The organism is Methylobacterium sp. NMS14P, from assembly GCF_028583545.1.
Lineage (GTDB): Bacteria > Pseudomonadota > Alphaproteobacteria > Rhizobiales > Beijerinckiaceae > Methylobacterium.
In genome coordinates, this window is record NZ_CP087106.1 from 2,073,124 (window position 1) to 2,094,062 (window position 20,939).

22 protein-coding genes are annotated in these 20,939 nt (G+C 73.0%); 5 read left to right on the forward strand and 17 right to left on the reverse strand.

All coding sequences use genetic code 11. The annotated features are described in order from the left end of the window. Positions 1 to 79 precede the first annotated feature (79 nt). The 4 genes from LOK46_RS09595 (at position 80) to LOK46_RS09610 (ending at position 4,210) form a co-directional block, all read left to right on the forward strand. Positions 80 to 325, forward strand: a complete 246-nt coding sequence (locus tag LOK46_RS09595) for a ferredoxin (RefSeq protein WP_273563558.1) — start codon at positions 80 to 82, stop codon at positions 323 to 325. Continuing rightward, a complete protein-coding gene (locus tag LOK46_RS09600; protein WP_273563559.1) occupies positions 325 to 1,596 on the forward strand; it encodes an NAD(P)/FAD-dependent oxidoreductase in 1,272 nt (423 codons plus the stop codon). Before LOK46_RS09595 ends, LOK46_RS09600 begins: the two co-directional genes overlap by 1 nt. Before the next feature lie 122 nt (positions 1,597 to 1,718). Then, positions 1,719 to 2,972, forward strand: coding sequence for a cytochrome P450 (locus LOK46_RS09605; protein WP_273563560.1), 1,254 nt, complete (start codon positions 1,719 to 1,721; stop codon positions 2,970 to 2,972). 149 nt (positions 2,973 to 3,121) lie between these two features. Beyond that, positions 3,122 to 4,210, forward strand: a complete 1,089-nt coding sequence (locus LOK46_RS09610; RefSeq protein WP_273563561.1) for a phytanoyl-CoA dioxygenase family protein — start codon at positions 3,122 to 3,124, stop codon at positions 4,208 to 4,210. Positions 4,211 to 4,261: 51 nt separating this feature from the next. On the opposite strand, the gene LOK46_RS09615 is transcribed toward LOK46_RS09610, so the two are convergent. The 6 genes from LOK46_RS09615 to LOK46_RS09640 all read right to left on the reverse strand — a co-directional run bounded on the left by LOK46_RS09615 (position 4,262) and on the right by LOK46_RS09640 (position 9,934). Further along, positions 4,262 to 6,001 (reverse strand): methyl-accepting chemotaxis protein, encoded by a 1,740-nt coding sequence (locus LOK46_RS09615; RefSeq protein WP_273563562.1) that lies wholly within the window; start codon positions 5,999 to 6,001, stop codon positions 4,262 to 4,264. Between the two features lie 222 nt (positions 6,002 to 6,223). Continuing rightward, positions 6,224 to 6,820 carry an urea carboxylase-associated family protein gene (locus LOK46_RS09620; RefSeq protein WP_273564572.1) on the reverse strand — a complete coding sequence of 199 codons (597 nt, stop codon included), beginning with the start codon at positions 6,818 to 6,820 and terminating at the stop codon, positions 6,224 to 6,226. A 44-nt stretch (positions 6,821 to 6,864) separates the two neighbouring features. Next, positions 6,865 to 7,617, reverse strand: coding sequence for a guanitoxin biosynthesis heme-dependent pre-guanitoxin N-hydroxylase GntA (gene gntA, locus LOK46_RS09625; protein WP_273563563.1), 753 nt, complete (start codon positions 7,615 to 7,617; stop codon positions 6,865 to 6,867). Positions 7,618 to 7,926: 309 nt separating this feature from the next. Continuing rightward, the gene (locus tag LOK46_RS09630; RefSeq protein ID WP_273563564.1) at positions 7,927 to 8,712 is read right to left on the reverse strand and encodes a gamma-glutamyl-gamma-aminobutyrate hydrolase family protein; all 786 of its coding nucleotides are present in this window, start codon (positions 8,710 to 8,712) and stop codon (positions 7,927 to 7,929) included. Positions 8,713 to 8,813: 101 nt separating this feature from the next. Then, the gene (gene bchO / locus LOK46_RS09635) at positions 8,814 to 9,722 is read right to left on the reverse strand and encodes an alpha/beta fold hydrolase BchO (protein WP_273563565.1); all 909 of its coding nucleotides are present in this window, start codon (positions 9,720 to 9,722) and stop codon (positions 8,814 to 8,816) included. Further along, a complete protein-coding gene (locus tag LOK46_RS09640) occupies positions 9,716 to 9,934 on the reverse strand; it encodes a hypothetical protein (protein ID WP_273563566.1) in 219 nt (72 codons plus the stop codon). Before LOK46_RS09640 ends, bchO begins: the two co-directional genes overlap by 7 nt. On the opposite strand from LOK46_RS09640, the gene LOK46_RS09645 reads away from it, so the two are divergent. Continuing rightward, entirely contained in the window at positions 9,933 to 10,079 is a 147-nt protein-coding gene (locus LOK46_RS09645; RefSeq protein WP_012318814.1) for a hypothetical protein, read from the forward strand. The two genes, LOK46_RS09640 and LOK46_RS09645, sit on opposite strands and share 2 nt — an antisense overlap. Positions 10,080 to 10,110: 31 nt before the next feature. On the opposite strand, the gene LOK46_RS09650 is transcribed toward LOK46_RS09645, so the two are convergent. The 11 genes from LOK46_RS09650 to bchM form a co-directional block, all read right to left on the reverse strand. Then, complete coding sequence (locus tag LOK46_RS09650; RefSeq protein ID WP_273563567.1) at positions 10,111 to 11,766, reverse strand: magnesium chelatase subunit D; 1,656 nt, start codon at positions 11,764 to 11,766, stop codon at positions 10,111 to 10,113. Positions 11,767 to 12,117: 351 nt separating this feature from the next. Next, positions 12,118 to 13,128, reverse strand: a complete 1,011-nt coding sequence (gene bchI / locus LOK46_RS09655; protein ID WP_273563568.1) for a magnesium chelatase ATPase subunit I — start codon at positions 13,126 to 13,128, stop codon at positions 12,118 to 12,120. A gap of 174 nt (positions 13,129 to 13,302) precedes the next feature. Beyond that, positions 13,303 to 14,520 (reverse strand): 5-aminolevulinate synthase, encoded by a 1,218-nt coding sequence (gene hemA / locus LOK46_RS09660; protein ID WP_273563569.1) that lies wholly within the window; start codon positions 14,518 to 14,520, stop codon positions 13,303 to 13,305. A 112-nt stretch (positions 14,521 to 14,632) separates the two neighbouring features. Continuing rightward, the gene (gene puhE / locus LOK46_RS09665) at positions 14,633 to 15,427 is read right to left on the reverse strand and encodes a putative photosynthetic complex assembly protein PuhE (protein WP_273563570.1); all 795 of its coding nucleotides are present in this window, start codon (positions 15,425 to 15,427) and stop codon (positions 14,633 to 14,635) included. 1 nt (position 15,428) lies between these two features. Then, positions 15,429 to 16,517: a magnesium-protoporphyrin IX monomethyl ester (oxidative) cyclase gene (gene acsF, locus LOK46_RS09670; protein WP_273563571.1), complete on the reverse strand. Its 1,089-nt coding sequence runs from the start codon at positions 16,515 to 16,517 to the stop codon at positions 15,429 to 15,431. Beyond that, positions 16,514 to 16,810, reverse strand: a complete 297-nt coding sequence (locus tag LOK46_RS09675) for a hypothetical protein (protein ID WP_192710362.1) — start codon at positions 16,808 to 16,810, stop codon at positions 16,514 to 16,516. The genes acsF and LOK46_RS09675 overlap by 4 nt, the downstream gene beginning before the upstream one ends. Further along, positions 16,810 to 17,304, reverse strand: a complete 495-nt coding sequence (gene puhC, locus LOK46_RS09680; protein WP_273563572.1) for a photosynthetic complex assembly protein PuhC — start codon at positions 17,302 to 17,304, stop codon at positions 16,810 to 16,812. Before puhC ends, LOK46_RS09675 begins: the two co-directional genes overlap by 1 nt. A gap of 11 nt (positions 17,305 to 17,315) precedes the next feature. Further along, positions 17,316 to 17,966 carry a photosynthetic complex putative assembly protein PuhB gene (gene puhB, locus LOK46_RS09685; protein ID WP_273563573.1) on the reverse strand — a complete coding sequence of 217 codons (651 nt, stop codon included), beginning with the start codon at positions 17,964 to 17,966 and terminating at the stop codon, positions 17,316 to 17,318. Beyond that, a complete protein-coding gene (gene puhA / locus LOK46_RS09690) occupies positions 17,963 to 18,742 on the reverse strand; it encodes a photosynthetic reaction center subunit H (protein ID WP_273563574.1) in 780 nt (259 codons plus the stop codon). The genes puhB and puhA overlap by 4 nt, the downstream gene beginning before the upstream one ends. Before the next feature lie 18 nt (positions 18,743 to 18,760). After that, entirely contained in the window at positions 18,761 to 20,188 is a 1,428-nt protein-coding gene (locus LOK46_RS09695; RefSeq protein ID WP_273563575.1) for a BCD family MFS transporter, read from the reverse strand. Beyond that, the gene (gene bchM, locus LOK46_RS09700; protein WP_273563576.1) at positions 20,185 to 20,925 is read right to left on the reverse strand and encodes a magnesium protoporphyrin IX methyltransferase; all 741 of its coding nucleotides are present in this window, start codon (positions 20,923 to 20,925) and stop codon (positions 20,185 to 20,187) included. The genes LOK46_RS09695 and bchM overlap by 4 nt, the downstream gene beginning before the upstream one ends. Between the last annotated feature and the right edge of the window lie 14 nt (positions 20,926 to 20,939).

Genomic DNA, 20,939 nt, shown 5'->3' on the forward strand with positions numbered 1-20,939 from the left:
GGTCCGGCGACGGATCGCGGCGATCAAGCCCGCGACGAAGGCCCGCGGAACCCGCGGCGGCGCGCGCGGTTGCCCCGCCATGTCCGCCCCAGCCGATGTGTCCTCCGGTCCCCCGCCCGGCCTGCGGGTGAGCGTCGATCTCAACCTGTGCCAAGCCTACGCCCAGTGCTGCTACGCGGCACCGCGGCACTTCCGCATCGAGGGGCACGAGGCCCTGTTCTACGATCCCGCCCCCGCCGCGCGGGACCGGGACGACATCGAGCGGGCGCGCGTCGCCTGCCCGGTCCAGGCGATCCGGGTCGAGGATCCGGAGCGGGGCGCCTGATGGCGCGGGAGTCCGGGCGTGTGCTGATCGTGGGCGCCGGCCTGGCGGCCCTGCGCGGGGCCGAGGCCCTGCGCGAGGCGGGCTTCTCCGGCCCGCTGACGATCGTCGGCGACGAGCCCCATTTTCCCTACGACAGGCCGCCGCTCTCGAAGCACGTCCTCACCGGCGCGGTCCCGGCGGAGGCCACGACCCTGCCGGGGGTCGGCGCCCTCGCGGCCGACTGGCAGCTCGGCAGCGCGGCTCGGCGCCTCGACCGGCAGGCGCGCACGGTCAGCCTCGCGGACGGGCGGACCCTCCCCTACGACCGCCTGCTCATCGCCACCGGCACCCGCGCCCGCCCCTGGGCGAACCCGCACGAGGGCCGCCTCGCCGGCGTCTTCACCCTGCGCGGGCGGGACGACGCCGCCGCCCTGCGGCGGGCGCTGGCCGCCGGCCCGCGGCACGTGCTGGTGATCGGCGCCGGCTTCATCGGCTGCGAGGTCGCGAGCCTGTGCCGGCAGCTCGACCTCCCGGTCACCCTGGTCGAGCCCGGCCCGACGCCCCTGGGCCGCGTCCTCGGCAGCACCGTCGGGGCGTTCATCGGCGCGATCCACGAGGGCCACGGGGTCGCGCTGCGCTGCGGCCGCGAGGTCGAGTGGCTGGAGGGCCGGGACGGCCGGCTGGTGCGCGCCCACCTCGTCGACGGCAGCAGCCTCGCGGCCGACGTCGCCGTCATCGCCCTGGGAGCGGTGCGCAACACCGAGTGGCTCGACGGGTCCGGCCTGTCGGCGGATCCGGGCGGGGTCGATTGCGACGCGCACGGCCACGTCCTCGATTCCGACGGCGGGCCCGACCCGCGCATCGCCGCCGCCGGCGATGTGGCGCGCTTTCCCCACCCGCTCTACGACGGCCGGCGCGTCGCCCTGGAGCACTGGAGCCACGCGGTGGCGCAGGGCGTCCATGCCGGCCGGCTCCTCGCCGGCGCGGAGCCTGAAGTCCCTTACGGCGCCCTGCCGACCTTCTGGTCGACGCAGGGCGACCTCGTGGTGAAATCCGTCGGCCTGACCGAGGGCGCCGACGCGGTGGCGATCACGCAGGGCGATCCGGCAGCCGGCCGCTTCGTCGCCACCTACGGCCGCGCGGGGCGCTGCATCGCGGCGGTCTCGGTGGATTCCGCCCGCTGGCTGCCCGCCCATGCGGAGCTGGTCGAGGCCCGCGCCCCGTTCCCGCCCGCGGGCGCCGCGACCGACCGGCCGAAGGGCGTCACGGTCTTCGAGCCGGGCTTCGCCTAGGCCTCGCTATCGCGCCTCCCGAGCGGGGCGGAACCGCCACGACGCGCGAAGCCTTTGCTGTCGCGGCATCTTTTCCGGAGGGCCGGTGGCCGCCGTCCGGGTAGATGCGTGAAGGAGACCGCATGCCCGACGCCACCCTCCTCGACCAGGTCAAGGACTTCGCCAACCGGCCGAACCCCTACCCGGTCTACGCGAAGCTGCGGGAGAATCCCGTCTCGCGCCAGGACGACGGCACCGAGGCGGGCACCTGGGTGGCGGCGACCCACGGCACCGTCGCGCAACTGCTTCAGGACCCGCGGGTCAGCTCCGACACGCTGCCGCCGGCCGACCGGCCGCGCACCGGCAACCCCCTCACCGACCTGATCGTCAAGCCGCTCAAGGACTGGATGATGGACCGGCACCGGGTCTTCATCTTCCGCGACCCGCCGGACCACGACACCCTGCGCTCGGCGGTGATGCACCAGTTCTCCCGCGAGCGCGTCCAGGCGATGCGCGCCCGCTCCGACCGGCTGGTGGCCGACCTGCTCGACGAGAAGTGCGGTGCCCGGGAGATCGACGCGGTCGACGACCTCGCCTACCCGCTGCCCGTGACGGTGATCTGCGAGCTGTTCGGCGTGCCCCGGGAGGACGAGCCGAAGTTCCACGGCTGGGCGACGCAGCTCGCCACCGCCCTGGAGCCCGACAGCCTGTCCGACACCGAGATCCGCGCCGCCAACAGCCGGACCTTCGACGCGATCGGCGGCTACATGGCCGACCTGATCAGGGAGAAGCGCAGGCACCCGCAGGACGACATGCTGTCGGGCCTCGCCAACCACGCCACCCCGGCCGGCGTGAAGATGGGCGACTACGACCTGATCGCCACCTCGATCCTGATGCTGGTGGCCGGGCACGAGACCACCGTGAACCTGATCACCAACGGCCTGCTGACCTTGCTGCGGCATCCGGACGAGCTGGAGCGCCTGCGGCAGGATCCGCTCCGGGCCCCGAGGCTGATCGAGGAGCTGATGCGCTACGAGCCGCCGGTGCAGTTCCGGACGCGGCGGACGCTGTCGCCCATCGACATCGCGGGGGTCACGATCCCCGAGGGGGCCGACCTCGTGCTGCTGCTGGCCTCCGCCAACCGCGACGCGGCCGTCTTCCCCGATCCCGACCGGTTCGACCCGGACCGCACCGGAACCCGCCATCTCGGCTTCGGCGGCAGCCTGCACTACTGCGTGGGCGCGCCGCTCGCCCGGTTCGAGGCCGAGGCGGCGCTCACCGCCCTCGCCCGCCGGCTCAAGGCGCCGCGCCTGGTCGAGGACCCGCCGCCATACCGGCCGGGCGCCGCCCTGCGCGGGCCGGAGCACCTGCGGGTGGCGATCGACGGGATCGCCTGAGTCGCGGGCGGACCGGACTGCTACCTGAGCATCGATGAGACCGCCGACGCGACGGAGACGAAAGTCCGTCGCCGTAAAGTTGTTTGCCTCGCTAAAGTCGCGATCGTCCGGCCTGGTTATGCTGGAGACGGAACCGGCGGGTTGAGACGATGGCTCAGGGGTTTGCGCGCGCTGCATCGCTGGCGCGCACGGTGGGGACCACGGTGCGCAACCTCGCCCTCGGCCGCGACGACGTCCCGCCCCTCGCGCCCCACCTGCCGCCCGCGCCGTCGCACACGGTCGACGCCGACATCCCGGTCGATATCGGCTGCATCAAGGTGTTCCGGGCCGAGAGCTTCCCCGAATCCGGGCCGAGCCCCTGGCTCGACCAGCCCGACGCCCTCGACATCGTCGCGCGGCGCGTCGCGCGCCGGGAGATCACGCCCCGGCAGGCCGAGATCTGCCGGTCCTGGGTGGAGCACGGCTACTACGTCCTGCGCGGCGCGATCGATCCCGAGACGATCGACGAGGTCTGGGCCGACTACGAGGCCGCGATCGCCGGCGGCGACCTAACCCTCGCCCCCGAGAAGGCGGCGCCGGACGATCCGCACCCGGGCCGCTACCTCAACCCGCACCTGAAGGTCGAGGCGATCGACCGGCTGCTGAAGCATCCCGTGCTGATGAACTTCAGCAGCATGGTGCTGGGCCGTCCCGCGATCCCGTTCCAGACCATCGCGTCCCACAAGGGCAGCCAGCAATCCGAGCACTCGGACTCGATCCACATGACGACCTACCCGCTCGGCTACCTGGCCGCCTGCTGGGTCGCCATGGAGGACATCCACGCGGATGCGGGGCCGCTGGTCTACTATCCCGGCACCCACCGCCTGCCGTACCTGTTCAGCCACGACGTCGGCATCACCACGGACGAGTTCCGCGAGCGCGGCTACGGCGCCTATTCCGAGCGCTACGAGCCGGCGATCAAGCAGGAGATCCGGGAGCACGGGGCGACGCCGGCCTACTTCACGGCGCGCAAGGGCGACGTGCTGTTCTGGCACGCGAACCTGCTGCACGGCGGCTCTGCGCGGGCCGACATGCAGCGCTCCCGCAAGGCCCTGGTGCACCACTACTTCGCGGAGGGCTGCATCTGCTACCACGACCTGTCGGCGACGACGTCGGCGGTGCACGGCCCCGTCGAGAGCCTGCCGACCTGCGGCGCGTCCAGCCCCGACATCGCGGTGCGGGAGCGGATCAGCCTCTGAGGCCGCGCGGCCGACGGACCGATCCCGCGATCGGCCGTCGGCGTCCCGTCCTCAGGCGGCCTTCACGGCGGCCAGGAAGGTCGTGACCTCCTGGCCGAGGCTCGTCGAGTAGCGGGCCAGCTCCTGCGCGGCGCTGAGCACCTGGTCGGAGGCCGCGCCGGTCTCGCGGGCCGCCTGCCGGACGTCGGCGATGTCGGTGCTCACCGCCTGGGTGCCCTGTGCCGCCTGGGTGACGTTGCGGACGATCTCGCTCGTCGCCGCGCCCTGCTCCTCCATGGCGGCGGCCACGCTGAGCGCGACCGTGCGCATCTCCTCGATCGTGCCGCCGATCGTCCGCATCGACTCGACCGCCTGGCGGGTCTCGTTCTGGATGGCCGCGATCTGCGTCGCGATGGTCTCGGTCGCCCGGGCCGTCTGCGAGGCCAGCGCCTTCACCTCGCCCGCCACCACGGCGAAGCCCTTGCCGGCCTCGCCGGCGCGCGCGGCCTCGATGGTGGCGTTGAGGGCCAGCAGGTTGGTCTGCCCGGCGATCCCGGCGATCAGGCCCATGACCTCGCTGATCTGGTCCGTTCCGCGGGCGAGCACCTGCATCAGGGCGTTGGTCTGGGCCACGTCCGTGCCGGCCCGGTCGGCCATCGCGGAGGACTGGGCGACGCGGGACGCGATCTCGTTGATCGAGGCCGCCATCTCCTCGCTCGCCGCCGCCACGGTCTGCACGTTGCTGGAGGTCTGCTCGGAGGTCGCGGCGACGCGCACCGACTGGTCGGTGGTCCGCGCGGCGGTGCGCGTCATCTCCCGGGCCGTGGCCTCCATCTCCACCGCGGCCGCCGACAGGCCCTGCGTCAGCGCGCTGACCTGCGCGTCGAACCGGGCGGTGACCGTGTCGAGCATCTGGGCGCGGCGCATCTTCGCGTCGTTCTCCGCCACGGCGGCCGCGTCGGCGGCGCGCTTGGCGATCAGGGCGTCCTTGAACACCTGGACGGCGCGGGCCATGGCGCCGACCTCGTCGCCGCGGCGCTGGTCGGCGACCGTCACCGCGAGGTCGCCGTCCGCGAGGCCGCGCATCGCCGCGGTCAGGCGGGTGATCGGGCGGGACAGGCTGTTGCCCACGAGCAGGAGCAGCGCCAGGATCGGCAGGGCGAGGCCGGCGGACCAGAGGCCGATGGTGACCGCGCGGTCGCGCACGGCCGCGTGGACGTCGTCCCGGTACAGGCCGGTGGCGACGATCCAGCCCCACGGCTTGAACATCTGCACGCTCGCGACCTTCTCCACCGGGACGGCCCCGCCGGGGCGCGGCTTCATGTAGTCGACGAAGCCGGAGCCGTCGCGCTTGGCGGTCTCGACCATCTCGGCGAAGTAGCGCTTGCCGCCGGGGACGTCGGTCTGGTCCACCACCTGCTTGCCGACGTTCTTGGCGTTGAAGGCGTTGGCGATCAGGTGACCCCGGTCGTCGAGGACGAAGAAGTAGTCCTCGCTGCCGAAGCGAAGAGCGGTGATCGCCGCGAGCGCGGCCTTCTGCGCCTCGGCGACGGGCATCTGGCCCGTCCGGGCCTGCGCCTCGTAGTGGACGAGCAGGCTCTGCGCGACCTCGGTCAGGCGCTTGGTCATCAGGGCGCGATCCTCGAGCGCCGAGCCGCGCATGTCGACGAAGCTCAGGGCGCTGAGGGCGCCGATGGCCAGGAGCACCAGCGCCATCACGGCCGCGAGCTTGTGGCGGAGCCGGAGATCGGCGAGGCGCTGCCACGGCGCGGCACGGGCGGCGGGCGGGCGGCTGGTCTGCGTGGGGGTCATCCGAGCACCGGAAGAGGAGGCCTTCGGCCGGCCGGCATGGACTCGCCGTCGGCGCTGCACCGCATCAACGTCGTGCAATCGGGTTAGTAAATCGCAAAGAGCTGCGGCCGTTAGCCGGCGCTCAGGGGGCGAATATCGGTGCCAAATCAGCGAATGCGATACAGTCTAGAGGTTTACATGGATTAGTATCGGTGTCGAACCGGGACGTTCGCCGGCCCGCAGCTACGCGCTGACGCTGTAGTGGATCGGCTTGAAGCTGCCGTTGTTGGATTGCAGGGCCGAGCAGGCGGTGAGCCCGATGATCAGGTCGGTCTCGGCCACGAACACGATCCGGTCCCCCGCCCGGCTGAGGGGCGGCGCCACGGTGAGCGCCCCGGTCGCGCCGTCGACCGGCACGTTCATGAAGCAGTTGAACGCCACCGGGATCGCGTCCGGCGCGATGCCGTAGGGGGCGAGCGCCGCCGCGAGGTTGCCGAAGCAGCCGCGATGCGGGTTCGTGTCGCCGTAGATGATGCGGAACGTGTCGGCCGAGCACGGCGTCAGCAGGAAATCGTGCCGCCCCACCGTGTCCTCGACGATCCGCAGCAGGACGTTGGAGCGGTTCGAGTAGAGCGGGTCTCCGGTGGTCAGGTAGATCCGGCTGGCGTAGTCGAGGGTCCGACCCGACGAGATCACCTCCCCCGTGTCGTGGCGGTTGAAGGCGAGGAGGTCGGCCACCTGCTCCCCGCGCGGGTCGATCACCGTGAGGCGCTGACCCCGGTCGAGGGTGAAGGCGACGCCGGAGCGCGGCTCGATCGTCTGCACGTCGGCTTGGCACATGGTGGGTTGGCTCACTCCGTTCCGAGGCCCGCGATCCGACCGGCTCAGGCGCCGCTGCCCGGCAGGCCACGGTCGAAGGGCAGGACCGGCGGGTGCCAGTCCTGCGCCTCCGGGGCCGGCGCCGGTCGGCCCTTCATCGGGCAGCGCCAGTCCGCGTCGACCGCCCGGCCGCTGTACTGGCGCGCCTCCGAGGTCTCGCCGTGGCGCGCCAGCATCGGGTTCACGCTGCCGGCGAGGGCCTCGTCGCGCTCCAGGATCGCGGCGCGCAGCTTCTCGTATCGCCCCTCCGCCCGCAACCGCTCGAACTGCGCGTGCAGGTTGAAGACCAGGACGGGCGACGAGAAGCGCCGCGCCGGCCGGCTCGCCTGCGGGTGCAGCCCGACCACGAAGAACGCCTCGCCGCCGAAACTCAGGGAGAAGTGCGGGTTGTCGGGATCCTCGGCCACGCGGGCATCGTGGGGCTGGCCGAGCCAGGCATCCTTGTCGGTCAGGGATTGCGCGCGGGCCCAGAGGTTCCGCTCGAACGCTTCCTCCGAGAGATCGCCCGGACCCTCGAACACGACCGCGAAACTCTGGAACAGGTCGGGCTGCGCGCGGTACTGCGCCACGAAGGCGAGCAGCGCCGGGTAGATCCGCATGTCGTCCCAGCCCGAGGTGATGTCCCGGGCCACCACGATCCGCATCCGCCCGCGCGACAGGGCCGACTTGGCGCCCACGCAGGGGAAAGGCGGGTTCCGGATGAACTCGCGGAAGGCCTCGGCACGGGGGTGCTCTCGGTCGTCGCGGGGAAGATGCATGCGTGTCCTGCCCGGTCTCTCGCGCGGCCGGCCTCGACGTGAAGGCGGTCGCTGTTCGGGACTCCGGCAACACCACCGGGCGCACGCTGTTCCGTCCTGCGACAGGTCGTCCGGGGGATAAGGTGAATCGTGCCGGATGCGGGAAAGTCATGTCCGGCCGATCCGCCAATATTCCGTGGATCAGGGCCGCTGGATAAACATAGGTTAAGGCGGGAAAGACTCGCGGCATAGGCGCCGTTCCGGCGCTGTGCTGCCCCGGTGGCTGCCTCGATGGCTGCCTGGACTGGGCCGATCCGCCGCGCGGGGGACTCAGCCCCGCCCGGCCGTTCGCGCCCGGTGCCGCGTCGCCGCCGCGGCCCCGAAGGCCTCGAACAGGGTGCGGTTGATCGGGTTGGTCGCCGGATCGTGCTCGGCGTGCCACTGCACGCCCAGCGCGAAGCCCGCCGCGTCGCGGACGCGGATCGCCTCGACCGTGCCGTCCTCGGCGACGCCCTCGACCACGATCCGGCCGCCCGGCTCCAGGATGCCCTGGCCGTGCAGGGAGTTCACCCGGATCGTCTCGCGCTCCAGGAGGCGGGCGAAGGCGCCCCCGGGCGTCAGCCGGACCTCGTGACGGTCCGCGAAGATCAGTTCCAGGTCCGGGTGGATCTCGCCGTTCGCGAGGCGCGGCATGCGGTGGTTGAGCCGGCCCGGCAGATCGCGGATCTCCGGGTGCAGGCTGCCCCCGAAGGCGACGTTCATCTCCTGGAAGCCGCGGCAGATGCCGAACAGCGGCACGCCGCCCGCCACGCAGGCCTCGATCAGCGGCAGCGCCACGGCGTCGCGATCCTCGTCGTAGGGTTCGTGCGCCGCGCAGGGCTCGGTGTTGAAGCGCGCCGGGTGGACGTTGGCGCGGCCCCCCGTGAGCAGGACGCCGTCCACGGTGTCGAGGAGGTCGCCGAGGTCGGTGATCGCCGGGACGGCGGCGAACATCAGCGGCAGGGCGCCGGCCACCGCGGCGACCGCCCGCATGTTGTTCTCGCCGACGATCTGTGCCGGGAAGCGGCTGTCGATCAGGCGCGCGTTGCCGATGACGCCGATCACGGGTCTCGCCATCGTCCCGGCTGCTCCTCGATCCTGCCCTGGCCGCGCGGCGGCTGCCGCGCTCCGCGGCAGGCTCTACGACCCACGCAAGGCCGGCGCCAGTCCTGTCCGGCTCACGGCGGCGACAGAACGCCCGCGTCCGAAGCCTCGGCGCGGAGCACCTCGGCCACGCGCTCCGGCGCCTCCTCGTGGGCGAGGTGGCCCAGCCCGCGGATCAGGCGGACGCGGGCGTCGGGCAGGCGGTCCCGCAGGCCGAAGGCGGTGTCCGGCAGGATCGCCTTGTCGTCGCCGCCGACGATCAGCAGGGTCCGGGTCGCGAGGCCGGGCAGCGCCCGGTGCAGCCCGGCGAGATCCCAGTTCGCCATCATGCCCAGCGCCCCGCGGACATGGCCGGCCCGGGCGAAGAGCCGCCGGTAGAGGTCGACCCCCTCCGGGTCGAGGCGCGAGCCGGTCCCCTCGATCAGCCGCTTGGCCGCGGACCGGTCCGCCGTCCAGGCGAAGATCCGCGGGGTGAACGGGTTGAGGAACAGCAGCCGCGCCATGCTGGGGAACAGCAGGTTCGCCGCCCCCGGCAGCGGCGCCAGGGCGCCGTTGAAGGCGGCCAGCAGCCGCGGTGCGATGGCGCCGTCGAGGCACATCCGCGCGAGAACGGCGGCGCCGGCCGAGTGGCCCGCCGCCAGGACCGGCGGCCGGCCGAGCGCCGCCACGAGGCCGGCCACGGCCCGGGCCATGCCGGGCAGGGACAGGTCGGCGTCGCGCAGCGGATCCGTGAAGCCGTGGCCCGGCAGGTCCGGGGCGATCACGAAGAAGTCGCGCGCGAGGAGCGGCGCCAGCCCGCGCCACGAATGCGTGGCCGCCCCCGTCCCGTGCAGCAGCAGCAGCGTCGGGGCGTCCGGAGACCCGAATTCCTGGACGTGCCAGCGCAGTCCGGCCGCCTCCACGAAGCGGCTGGCCTCTCGATGGGGCCAGTCCCGGCCCTCCACGGCCCAGTCCGGCCGGTCCGCGTCGAAACCGGTCAGCATGCGCCCGTATCCTGCACTGCGGCATCCCCGGACGATCCGGAGGTGATGGCGGCGCTATCGTTCATGGCCGGAAGTATTTCGTAATATTGAACAATCCCATGCGGCGGCCGCATGCCACCGGTGAGCGGAGACCGATTGCTGCGCTGCAACAGCGACGGCATATCACGGGCGAGCAAGAACAAGACGCGTCCACCAACTCCGGAGAAGGCCATGATCCTCTTCACCTCCTCGACCCAGAACATCGCCGCCCCGGTCTCCGGCGGCTGGAGCCTCAAGGCCATCGTTCGCGAGATGCTGAACTCCTGGCTCGCCCACCACCAGCGCCTCGCCGACAGCGGCATCGGCGGCGACCTCTGACACCCTGCCCCGGTGGTGACGCGCGCGGCGCTCAGAGCGCCGCGCGCACCGCCGCGCTGAGCTGGCCGGCCTCGGCCCGCGGCAGCTTCAGGTAGCGGGCGCCCATCGCGTCCGCGACTGAACGGGCCTCGTCGCCCCGGGTGCCGGTATCGACCACGAGGGCTGGCAGCCCGGCCGCGCGCAGGGCGCGGGCCGCCTGCAGGGCCTCCGCGCCCGCCCGGGCACGACCGCCCTCCCCCGACCGCGCGACATTGGCGCGCCCGTCGGTCAGCAGCACGATCGCCGGCCGGCTGCCGCCGCGGCGCACGCCCAGCGCCACCGCCACCGCGGCGTCGATCCCCGCCGCGAGCGGCGTCCCGCCCCCGCCCGGCAGTCCCGACAGCCCGCGCTTGGCCCGGGTGAGCGACCGGGTCGGCGGCAGGACCAGGTCCGCGCCGGCGCCGCGGAACGCCACCAGTGCCACCCGGTCCCGGCGGACATATGCCTCGGCCAGCAGCAGCTCGACCGCGCCCTTGGCCTCCGCCAGCCGCTCCAGGGCGGCCGAGCCCGAGGCGTCCACGCAGAACACCGTGGTGGTCTCGGTCCGCTGCTTGAGGATCCGGATCCGCAGGTCGTCCCGCCGCACCACGATGCGGCGCGTCTCCTCCGCGCCGCGCCGCAGGGCCTGCCAGGGCGCCGCCGTCCGCAGGGTGGCGAGCAGGTCGAGCCGCCCCCGCCGCGGGTCGCCCCGCCGGCTGCCGACAGGGCGCCCGGTGCGGGCCGAGGCGGCCTGCCCGACCCGGCCGGCCTTCGCGGCCGGGAGACGCTGCGCGCCCGCCAGCAGCTGGTCGAGGAGGTTCGGCGGGATCGCGGCGCGCACCGCCTCCAGCACGACGTCGTCGGGCGCCTCCGCGGCGGCCGGGTCCGACGCCTCCGCGTCGTTCGGCTCGGGCGGCTCCGCCGGCGGCGGCTCCGCGGTCTCGGGTGCGGGCTGCTCCGGTGCGGGCAGGCGCGCGGCGCGCGGCGCCAGGACGAGGCGCCCGGCCGCCACGATCGCCGCCTGGCCGACCGGCCCGTCTCCCGCGAGGGCGCGCGCCACCCGCGCCGCCAGGATCGGGCCGCGCAGCGACGCGATCCCGAAGGCCTCGGCCAGGGCGCAGAGGCTGCCGACCGGGTCGGGCTCCGGCGCGCCCGGGGCGGGTTCCGGCGCGGCCGCCGCGGCCTCCGCGAGGCCGAGCCCGCTCAGGTCGACCCGGAAGGCGAGGCGATCGGCCAGCGCCTCGGCGACGGCCTCGTCCGCCACGCCCTCGTCGAGCAGGATCAGGCCGAAGCGGGCGCTCCGCTCCGAGGCCGTGCCGGTGTCGAGGGCGGCGGCGATGCGGGACGCGGTGCCGGGCGCGAGGCGCTCGGCCATGGGCACGACGACGATCCCGCCATCGGCCTCCGCGAGCAGGCCGGCCCGCGCGACGGGTCGGCCCGCCGCCAGGGTCGCGGCGAGGTCGAGGCCGCCGAGCAGGCCGTCGTCGCCGATGCCGGGCGGCAGGCGCCGCCAGGGCGTTCCCGGGGGCAGCGCCGCCCGCAGGATGTCGAGCCAGCGCTCGCGCACCGGCCCGGCGGGGGCCCGTAGCACCGCGCCGCCGAACCCGTGCGGGTCGCTGGCGAGAAGCCGGGCGGCGAGGCGGGCATCGGCCCAGGGGCCGGCCGTCATCCCATCCGCTTCGGGCGAGCCTGGAGGGTCACGCATCGGGTTGAGCACGGCGCAGGAGCCCTCTCCCGACCGGGCTGCGGAGGCCGCACGCGTCGATCGAACCGCAACGCAGCCGAAGGGGCGCCACAAGCTCCCTCTCCCGTGCGGGAGAGGGTTGGGGTGAGGGACGAGATGGTTCAGGATCGAGCGCGCCGCCGACGCGCGACCAGGGCGCGCCTCCTCCGAAGAAACCCGATCTCTCACCATGACTCGCTCTCGCCCGGGAGAGGGGACCCGCGCTCCGTTCTGAGCCGCCCCGGCCGGAGCCGCGCGATGAACGCCCTCGCCCTTGGGGGGCGCGCAGCGATGCAGTCACGCGAATACCTCCGCCAGCGCCCGCTCCACCCGGGCGGTGGATCCGGATTCGTCCAGCGGGTTGCGCCGCAGCCGGTGGCGCAGGGCGGCCGGGGCGATGCGCCGGAGGTGGTCGTCGGTGACCATCGCGGCGCCGTCGAGCGCCGCGAGCGCCCGGGCGGTGCGCATCAGAGTCAGTTCTCCGCGCAAGCCATCCGTCCCGAGGGCGAGGCAGAGCCGCGCCGCGCGCTCCAGGGCGGTATCCGGCACGGTGACCGATGGCAGGCGCTCCCGCGCCAGCAGAATTCTCTTCTGGATCTTGCGCTCGTCACCCGCGCGCGCCGCGACGAAACCCTCCGGGTCGCGCTCGTAGGCGTCGCGGGCGCGCACCACCGCGATGCGGGTGGGGATGTCCTTCGGGGTCGTGACCTCGCAGGCCAGCCCGAACCGGTCGAGGAGCTGCGGCCGCAGCTCCCCCTCCTCCGGGTTGCCGGAGCCGACGAGGACGAACCGCGCCGGGTGGCGGAGCGACAGGCCCTCGCGCTCGACCGTGTTGACGCCGGAGGCCGCCACGTCGAGCAGCAGGTCGACGAGGTGATCCTCGAGCAGGTTGACCTCGTCGATGTAGAGGAAGCCGCGGTTGGCCCGGGCCAGCAGCCCCGGCTCGAAGGCCTTCACGCCGGCGCCGAGCGCCCGCTCCAGGTCGAGGGTGCCGACGACCCGATCCTCGGTGGCGCCGAGGGGCAGGTCCACCACCGGCACCGGCTTCTTGTGACTCTTGCGCGGGCCGCCCGCCGCGCAGTGCGGACAGGATTCCGCCGGGCTGTCCGGATCGCAATTGTACGGGCAGCCGACCACCGCCCGCATCGGCGGCAGCAGGGCGGCCAGCGCCCGGATCGCCGTGGACTTGCCGGTGCCGCGGTCGCCGAAGACCAGCACGCCGCCGACCGCCGGGTCCACCGCCGCGATCAGCAGCGCCTGGCGCATCTCGTCCTGGCCGACGATGGCCGAGAAGGGGAAGGTGGGCACGCGATGACTCGATGCTGCGGGGGCATTCGACCCACCCCCTCATCCTGAGGTGCCGCGGCGCGGCGAAGACCTCGAAGGAGGCTTCGAGGAAACGCGCGGCTGGCTGGAGCCCTCCTTCGAGGCCCGCTGGCGCGGGTACCTCAGGATGAGGGTGTGATGCGGAGAAGGGAAGCCCTACTCCGCCGCCTTCTGCCGCAGCCCGATCCGCCCCCAGATCGTGGTGAGCGCCTGGACCAGACGCGCGATGTCGGCATCCGTGTGCAGCGGCGACGGCGTGATCCGCAGGCGCTCGGTGCCGCGCGCGACCGTCGGGTAGTTGATCGGCTGCACGTAGATGCCGAACTCGTCGAGCAGGGTGTCGGAGATCCCCTTGCAGAGCACGGGGTCGCAGACCATCACCGGCACGATGTGGCTGTCGTTCGGCATGGTCGGGATGTCGGCGGCCTCCAGGGCCTGCCGGACCTTCGCCACGCGCTCCTGATGCCGGGCGCGCTCGGTGCCGCTCTCCTTGAGGTGGCGGATGCTCGCCGCCGCGCCCGCCGCCACGGCCGGAGGCAGCGAGGTCGTGAAGATGAAGCCCGACGCGAAGCTGCGCACGAAGTCGCAGAGCTTCTCGGACGCCGTGATGTAGCCGCCGTGCACCGCGAAGGCCTTGCCGAGCGTGCCCTCGATCACGTCGAGCCGGTGGGCCACGCCGTCCCGCTCCGAGATGCCGCCGCCGCGCGCGCCGTAGAGGCCGACCGCGTGGACCTCGTCCAGGTAGGTGAGCGCCCCGTGGGCCTCGGCCACGTCGCAGATCTCGGCGATCGGCGCGATGTCGCCGTCCATCGAGTAGACCGACTCGAAGGCCACCAGCTTCGGCCGGGCCGGGTCGACCAGCGCGAGCTTGCGGTTCAGGTCCTCCGGATCGTTGTGGCGGAAGATGTGGCGCTCGGCGCGGGAGAACCGGATGCCCTCGATCATCGAGGCGTGGTTCTCGGAATCGGAGAAGACCGCGCAGTTCGGCAGGCGCGACGCCAGGGTGCCGAGCGCCGCCCAGTTCGACACGTAGCCGGAGGTGAACAGCAGGGCCGCCTCCTTGCCGTGGAGGTCGGCGAGCTCGCGCTCCAGCAGCACGTGGTAGTGGTTCGTGCCCGAGATGTTGCGGGTGCCGCCGGCGCCGGCGCCGCAGCGGTCGATCGCCTCGTGCATCGCCCCCGTGACGGTCGGGTGCTGGCCCATGCCGAGATAGTCGTTGGAGCACCAGACCGTCACGGGCCGGGTGCCGGCCGCGTGGTGGTGGGTGGCGTGCGGGAAGTTGCCCGCGTGGCGCTCGAGGTCGGTGAAGACCCGGTAGCGGCCCTCCCGGTGGAGCCCGGCGATCTCGCCTTCGAAGAAGGTCTCGTAATCCATGTCGCCTCTCCCCGAACAAATCCTGCGGGTTGATCCCGCCTGTGACACCGGACTTCGCACAAGACCAGTTCCAGATTGGTGGACGTGCGTCGCCCCGCGATGATCCCTCGGCCTACACGTGGTCCGGCGGTCCGGCCGCCTCCCCGGGTGCCCGGGCCGGCAGGCTCCAGCGCCACAGCTCCGCCGAGGGCAGCGGCAGCATCAGGAACCAGTGCTCCAGGGTGGCGAGCGCGGTCAGCGTCGCCAGGACCGTGAAGCCGATCAGCTCGTGCTCGAGCAGGTCGGCGCCGAGCGCCGCGCGCCCGAGCAGGGCCGCCGCGATGGTCCCGAGGCTCACCGAGACCGGGAACAGCAGGTTCATCGGCTTCCGGGACAGGTAGCAGGCGAGGTAGCCGAGATGGTCCGGCAGGAACTCGGCGTGCAGGTTGCGCACCCCGAGGAACAGGTTGAGCCGCGCCGACAGGTTCATCACCACGAGCGTGCCGTAGGTCCACAGGGCGAACCGGTTGGGGCTGCCCCAGACCAGCGCCAGGATCGCGACCCCGCCGACCACGATGGCGAATTCGTGCCACAGGCTGGTGGCGAGCGCGGCGAGGAACCGGTCAAGCCCGCGCACGCTCGGCGCGCAGGCGACGGGCCGCGGGCCCGACAGGAAGCCCATGTAGTAGCTCATCTCCTGCCAGCCCCAGACGACGAGCGCGGCCGTGAAGGCCGTGTAGGCCCCCGTGGCGCTCGTGTCGGCGGCGCTGGACCGGATCGCCACCAGGGCGCCGGCGAGCAGCAGGGTCGCCCCGGCCATGCTCCACGGATGCGTCCGCCGCGGGGCGTGGTCGAGCAGCAGGATCAGCCCGGTGGAGAACCACCAGAGCAGGACCGCGTACAGGACCGGGGCGGCGTAGGTCCCCATGCTACCAGACCGGCTGGAGGCGGATGTCGGCCGGCAGGGCGTTGGCCTTGACGGGCAGGAGATAGAGCCGCGCGAAGGTCACGGCCGCGCGCGCGGCGTGGAGGCCCTGCAGGGCCTTGCCGACGAGGCCGCCCCGCGCCTTGGCGTCGGCGATCGCCCGCGAGCAGGCGAGCAGCCGGTCGAGCCCCGCCTTGAACTTCGGGTTGTCGATATCGAGCTCCAGCGGGAAGGTCTGGCGGGAGATCTCCGAGGTGATCCGGAAGACCTTGAAGTCGTAGTCGCTGGGATCGACCCCGAGCGCCGCGTGAAAGGCCGGGCGGTGATGGTCGCGCACGTACATGGTCGCGAAGACCGCCAGCAGGAAGAACCGGATCCAGTAGCGGTTCACGCCGCTCGTCAGCTTCGGGTTGGCGCGCATCAGCAGCGCGAAGGCCTCGCCGTGGCGGAACTCGTCGTTGCACCACAGCTCGAACCACTTGAAGATCGGGTGGATGCGCCGCTCCGGGTGCCGCTCCAGCTCGCGGAAGATCGTGATGTAGCGGGCGTAGCCGATCTTCTCGGAGAGATAGGTGGCGTAGAAGATGAATTTCGGCCGGAAGAACGTGTATTTCTTTGACTTGGTGAGGAAGCCCAGGTCCACGCCGATGCCGAAATCCTTGAGCGTGTCGTTGATGAAACCCGCGTGGCGCGCCTCGTCGCGGCTCATGAAGCCGAACAGCTCCTTGATGTCCTTGTTCTTCGCGCGCTTGCGCATCTCGGCGTAGAGGACGCAGCCCGAGAACTCGGCGGTGATCGACGAGACCAGAAAATCCAAGAACTCCTTCCGCAGCTCGGGCTCCATCCGCGACAGGTCGCAGTCGAACTCCTCGTTGCGGGTGAAGTGGCGCTTGTTCGGGTCGGAGCGCAGCTCGGCGATCAGGATGTCCCAGTCGCGCCGCACCGGCTCGACGTTGGTCCGGTCGAGCTCGTCGAAATCGGTCGTGTAGAAGCGCGGGCTGAGGAAGGTCGTCTCCTGGGCGGCCTTGGTCGACTCGTTGACCGGAGTCTTCGGAACGGGCTGGCCGGTGGGGGGCGCGACGGGTGCGTTCACAGCTTCCTCCTCTCGGAGAAGCTGACCTCGTAGAGTTCGGTCAGCTCGAGATGGGCGATGAGCTTGGTCCAGGCCCGCTCCAGCGGGCCAGCGCGGGTGATCGTGGCGGTGCGCCGCACGGTGAGGCGCTCGCCGTAGGGCACCGAGGTCGGCGCGTCGTGGACCTGGACCGCGTCGCCGGGCTCGATCTCGAAGCCGGCATCGAGGGTCACGTGCGCGTGCAGGCTCTCGGGCGTCTGCTCGATCTCCACCGTGCAGGGCACGGTGACGGTGCGGCTGCCGAACAGGCCCATCACCGCGCCTCCGTGGCGGGCGCGCCCGGCGCGGGCATCAGCCGGGCGAAGGCCCCGGCATTGGTCGGCCCGAAGGCCTCCAGGGGCACCCGGCGGCCGGTGGCCTCGTCGGCCAGCGCGAGGCGGCCGTCGTCGTAGCGGGTCAGGCTGAACGGCTTCTCGGGGCCGAGGCCCTCCCGCTGGCGCGCCTGGGCGAGGCCCCGCAGCGTCCCGCGCAGGAATCCGTCCTCGCCGGGGCGGATCCAGGCGACGATGTGCCGGTCGGCGACGTCCCGCAGGGCGATCGAGCCGTCGACCTGATCCTCGGCGCGGAACTCGAGACGCTCCACAACCTTGGCCGGCGGCAGGGCGACGAGGCCGACCTTCTCGCTCCGGCCGATCAGGACCGCCAGCATGGTGAAGCCCATCAGCGCGCCGGCGCCGATCATCAGCAGCGCCGGTGCCGGTCCCGCGACCGCCATGGCCCGGCCGGCGCCCTCCGCCCGCTCGCCCATCGTGCCCCTCCCTATTCGGCCGCGACGAGGCGACCGGGATTCTCGTCCGCTCGGCCGAGACGCGCCACCCGGACCGGCGGCGCTGTGCCGTCGGCATGGGCCTCGAGGGCGCGTGCCAGCAGCGCCGCCGCGGCGTCCGCGTCCGGCACCGAGCGCAGCATGGGTTCGGTCCGGGCGAGATGCCAGGGCCGGACATGCGGCCAGATGTGAAGGTAGGCGATCCGGAGGCCCGGCCGCAACCGCAGCGGCAGGTCGCCGCTGCCATCCGTGAAGGCGCGCAGGGCCGCGGTCTCGATCTGCGCGAAGGGCAGGTTGTGGGTCACCGGCAGGGCGATGCCGGCCTGCAGCACGACGCGGCGGTTGGTCACCGTGTAGAGCGTCGTCCGGTGGGTGAGCCAGGCGAGCAGCCAGAGCAGCGCGACGGCGCCGGCGCCGATCACCAGGGTCGGTCCCACCACCCTCATCGCCGCGGCGGGCGAGCCCGCCGCGAGGCCGAAGGCCAGGGCGCAGACCGAGAACCACGCGATCACGAGGCGGGCGTGGAACACCCGGACCAGCAGGCCCGCGGTGGTCGGCGCACCCTGCCAGAGGATGCGCTCGCCCGCCGGCAGCGGGCCGGGCAGGCCTCGCAGGGTGCCTTCGGGGAGGAAGTCGCCGCTCATATCAGGGGCTCCGCCCGGGCCGGCGTCGCGTAGAGCGTGCCGGCGCCGAAATACGAGATGATCCGCTCCTCCTCCAGGAAGGTCACGCTGTCGGGGTCGCGGGTGGCCGGGATGTCGGCGAACTGGCTGGCGAGCAGCGCCTCGGTCGTCACCGTCTTGGTGAAGCCGCCGGCCCGGCAGAACGTGGTCGGCATCAGCCGGCGCCCGCCCGTCGGGAGCTCGACCTCGTAGTAGCGGATCAGCGACTCGCCGCGGTCGACCCAGACGTCGCTGATCACGCCCGCGACGGCGCTGTCGGTGCCGAACACCGTCATGCCGATCGGATTCGGGCCGTCCTCGTGGATGACGAAGTTCTTCGCCACCCGCAGGGGCACGATGCGGATCTCGTCGTCCCAGGTCCGGTCGTGCACGTCGTGCCGCAGCACCCAGGAGCCGGGGCCGACGCCGGCCTGGAGCGACGTCTCCGTGCGCTCGTAGGGCGCACCGGGCCAGGGCTCGACCTTGCGGGCCGGGATGCCGGTCTCGATGTCGTCCCGGCCATGGACCGCCTGCGGCGCGTAGGTCGTCTCACCGCCGGGGAGGTGGAAGGCCTTGGAGCGCGGGATCAGGATCGGGTCGTCCGCCTTGCGGCGGCCGACCGCCTCGTTCTCCAGCGGGTAGCCCTCGCGCCGGTCCTCGCGGCGCAGCCAGAAGACCAGCCCCGCGAAGAAGATGAAGAACGCGTAGAGCACGACCTGGGCGACGTCGACGTAACCCGTGAGTGCGCCGGTTGGCATGGCTGACCTCCCCGTATCTCAGGCCGTCCGGCCGGCAAGATCGCCGCCGAGTCGGTGTTGCGTCCCTGCCCGCGCGTCCTCCCGCACCAGCGGCCCCAGGGCGAGGAGGGCCGCGAACAGCAGGGCGATCTCGATGTGGTAGACGATGAGGTAGCCGATGGCGGGCTCGTTCATGCCCTCGCCGAGCACCCCCGACTGGGCGATGGCGCCGCCGACGTCGCGAACGACGCCGCTCGCCGCGATCGAGAGGCCGGCCGCGGTCGCCTGCACGGCGCCCCAGGCGCCGAGCGCCAGCCCGGTATCCTCGGGGCCGGCGCGGTTCATCGAGGCGGTGAGCGTGCCGTGGGCGAACAGGCCGCCGCCGAGCCCGATCAGGCTCACGCCCGCGGCGAACAGGTCGGCGGAGGCGAGCGGGGCGGCGAAGACCACCGCCGAGAAGGCCAGGATCCCGATCCCGACGCCCACCGCGGAGACGCGGAACGGGTCGCCCCCGCGGCCGAGCCAGCGCGCCGCGACCAGCAGGCCGAGCCCGCCGCCGGCGGCCAGCAGCGCGGTCAGCGCCGTGGTGGCGGCGACCGAGAGGTGCAGGATCTGACCGCCATAGGGTTCGAGCAGGATGTCCTGCATGGAGAAACCGGCCGTGCCGAGCCCGATCGCCACGAGGCGGCGCCGGGCGGTGCCCTCACCCGCATAGGCCCGCCAGGAGGACCGGAAGTCCCGCTGCGGCGCCGTCCGCGTCCGGTTCGGATCGCGCGGCTCCTGCTTCCAGAGGGCGAACCCGTTGAGGATGATCGTGACCAGCGCCGCGCCCTGGATCACCTGGATCAGCCGCACCGGGGAGAAATGGGCCAGGAACAGGCCGAACATCACCGCGCTCGCCATCATGCCGAACAGGAGCGCCGCGCAGAGCAGTGCCACCACCTTCGGGCGGGCATGCGCGGGGGCCAGATCGGTGGCGAGCGCCAGCCCGACCGTCTGGGTCGTGTGCAGGCCCGCGCCGACCAGCAGGAAGGCGAGCGCCGCCGCGAGGTCGCCGACCCAGAGCGGCCCGGTCGTGTCGCCCGACAGGATCAGCAGGGCGAACGGCATGATCGCCAGCCCGCCGAACTGGAGCAGCGTGCCGAACCAGATGTAGGGCACGCGCCGCCAGCCCAGCACCGAGCGGTGCGTGTCCGAGCGGAAGCCGACCAGCGCCCGCAAGGGGGCGAAGACCAGCGGCAGCGCCAGCATCATCGCGACGATCCAGGCCGGGACGCCGAGCTCGACGATCATCACCCGGTTGAGGGTGCCGATCAGCAGCACCGCGGCCATGCCGACGGTGACCTGGAACAGGGCGAGGCGCAGGAGGCGGCCCAGCGGCAGCTCGACGGTGGCGGCATCCGCGAAGGGCAGTACCGCCGGGCCGAGGCGCATCAGGGCGGCTGTGAGTCTCTGGGCGGGGCTCATCGGAGGCCTCTACCGGACGCCTCGCGGGGGAGAGGGGACGCGCGCCTGAGCGCGACCGCGTTCGACAGGTAGAACCCGCTGTTGATCCGGTGGCTCTGCGTCCAGGCGAAGCCGTCGAGGGCCCTCTCCGAGGCGATTCGCCGCCGCAGCCCGCCCTCGGTCACCGGCACGATGGAAGGCGAGCGGTCGCCGCGCGGGAAGAACTTCCCGGCGGCGTGCATCACGGTTAGCAGCGCCGTGCGGGGCGCCACGGTGAACAGCACCGAGCCGTCCGCGCGCGCACCCAGAACCGCCAGCGCCCGGGCGATGTCGGCGGCGCGGTAGTGGATCAGCGAGTCCATCGCCACGACGTGGTCGAACCGGCCGAGCGCCGGATCGAGCATGTCGCCGACGCGGAAGTCGATGCGGCCGGCTCCGGAGATCGCCGGCAACCGCTCCTGCGCGAGCCCGATCAGCGTCGGCGAGACGTCGATCGCCACCACTTCCGCGCCGCGCCGGGCCGCCTCGACGCTGAGCGCCCCGGTGCCGCAGCCGGCATCGAGCAGCCGCAGGCCGGTCATGTCGGCCGGGAGCCAGGAGAGCAGCGTCGCCCGCATGGCGTCGCGCCCGGCCCGCACGGTGGCGCGGATCCGGCTCACGGGCGCGTCCGACGTCAGGCGCGACCACGCCTCGACCGCGGTGCGGTCGAAGTAGGTGGTCAGCTCGCCCCGGCGGGCGTCGTAGCTGGCGCTGGCCATCGGTCGGACCCCAA

What these genes read in the sequence shown, in the direction of transcription:
- puhA (WP_273563574.1), bottom strand. Translation starts at nt 18,742, where the DNA reads ATGCCAACCGGCGCACTCACGGGTTACGTCGACGTCGCCCAGGTCGTG.
- LOK46_RS09610 (WP_273563561.1), top strand. Translation starts at nt 3,122, where the DNA reads ATGGCTCAGGGGTTTGCGCGCGCTGCATCGCTGGCGCGCACGGTGGGG.
- LOK46_RS09595 (WP_273563558.1), top strand. Translation starts at nt 80, where the DNA reads ATGTCCGCCCCAGCCGATGTGTCCTCCGGTCCCCCGCCCGGCCTGCGG.
- LOK46_RS09650 (WP_273563567.1), bottom strand. Translation starts at nt 11,766, where the DNA reads ATGACGGCCGGCCCCTGGGCCGATGCCCGCCTCGCCGCCCGGCTTCTC.
- LOK46_RS09695 (WP_273563575.1), bottom strand. Translation starts at nt 20,188, where the DNA reads ATGAGCCCCGCCCAGAGACTCACAGCCGCCCTGATGCGCCTCGGCCCG.
- puhB (WP_273563573.1), bottom strand. Translation starts at nt 17,966, where the DNA reads ATGAGCGGCGACTTCCTCCCCGAAGGCACCCTGCGAGGCCTGCCCGGC.
- bchO (WP_273563565.1), bottom strand. Translation starts at nt 9,722, where the DNA reads ATGCTGACCGGTTTCGACGCGGACCGGCCGGACTGGGCCGTGGAGGGC.
- LOK46_RS09630 (WP_273563564.1), bottom strand. Translation starts at nt 8,712, where the DNA reads ATGGCGAGACCCGTGATCGGCGTCATCGGCAACGCGCGCCTGATCGAC.
- bchM (WP_273563576.1), bottom strand. Translation starts at nt 20,925, where the DNA reads ATGGCCAGCGCCAGCTACGACGCCCGCCGGGGCGAGCTGACCACCTAC.
- LOK46_RS09620 (WP_273564572.1), bottom strand. Translation starts at nt 6,820, where the DNA reads ATGTGCCAAGCCGACGTGCAGACGATCGAGCCGCGCTCCGGCGTCGCC.
- LOK46_RS09640 (WP_273563566.1), bottom strand. Translation starts at nt 9,934, where the DNA reads ATGGCCTTCTCCGGAGTTGGTGGACGCGTCTTGTTCTTGCTCGCCCGT.
- LOK46_RS09645 (WP_012318814.1), top strand. Translation starts at nt 9,933, where the DNA reads ATGATCCTCTTCACCTCCTCGACCCAGAACATCGCCGCCCCGGTCTCC.
- LOK46_RS09605 (WP_273563560.1), top strand. Translation starts at nt 1,719, where the DNA reads ATGCCCGACGCCACCCTCCTCGACCAGGTCAAGGACTTCGCCAACCGG.
- puhE (WP_273563570.1), bottom strand. Translation starts at nt 15,427, where the DNA reads ATGGGGACCTACGCCGCCCCGGTCCTGTACGCGGTCCTGCTCTGGTGG.
- LOK46_RS09600 (WP_273563559.1), top strand. Translation starts at nt 325, where the DNA reads ATGGCGCGGGAGTCCGGGCGTGTGCTGATCGTGGGCGCCGGCCTGGCG.
- gntA (WP_273563563.1), bottom strand. Translation starts at nt 7,617, where the DNA reads ATGCATCTTCCCCGCGACGACCGAGAGCACCCCCGTGCCGAGGCCTTC.
- puhC (WP_273563572.1), bottom strand. Translation starts at nt 17,304, where the DNA reads ATGGGCGAGCGGGCGGAGGGCGCCGGCCGGGCCATGGCGGTCGCGGGA.
- LOK46_RS09615 (WP_273563562.1), bottom strand. Translation starts at nt 6,001, where the DNA reads ATGACCCCCACGCAGACCAGCCGCCCGCCCGCCGCCCGTGCCGCGCCG.
- hemA (WP_273563569.1), bottom strand. Translation starts at nt 14,520, where the DNA reads ATGGATTACGAGACCTTCTTCGAAGGCGAGATCGCCGGGCTCCACCGG.
- LOK46_RS09675 (WP_192710362.1), bottom strand. Translation starts at nt 16,810, where the DNA reads ATGGGCCTGTTCGGCAGCCGCACCGTCACCGTGCCCTGCACGGTGGAG.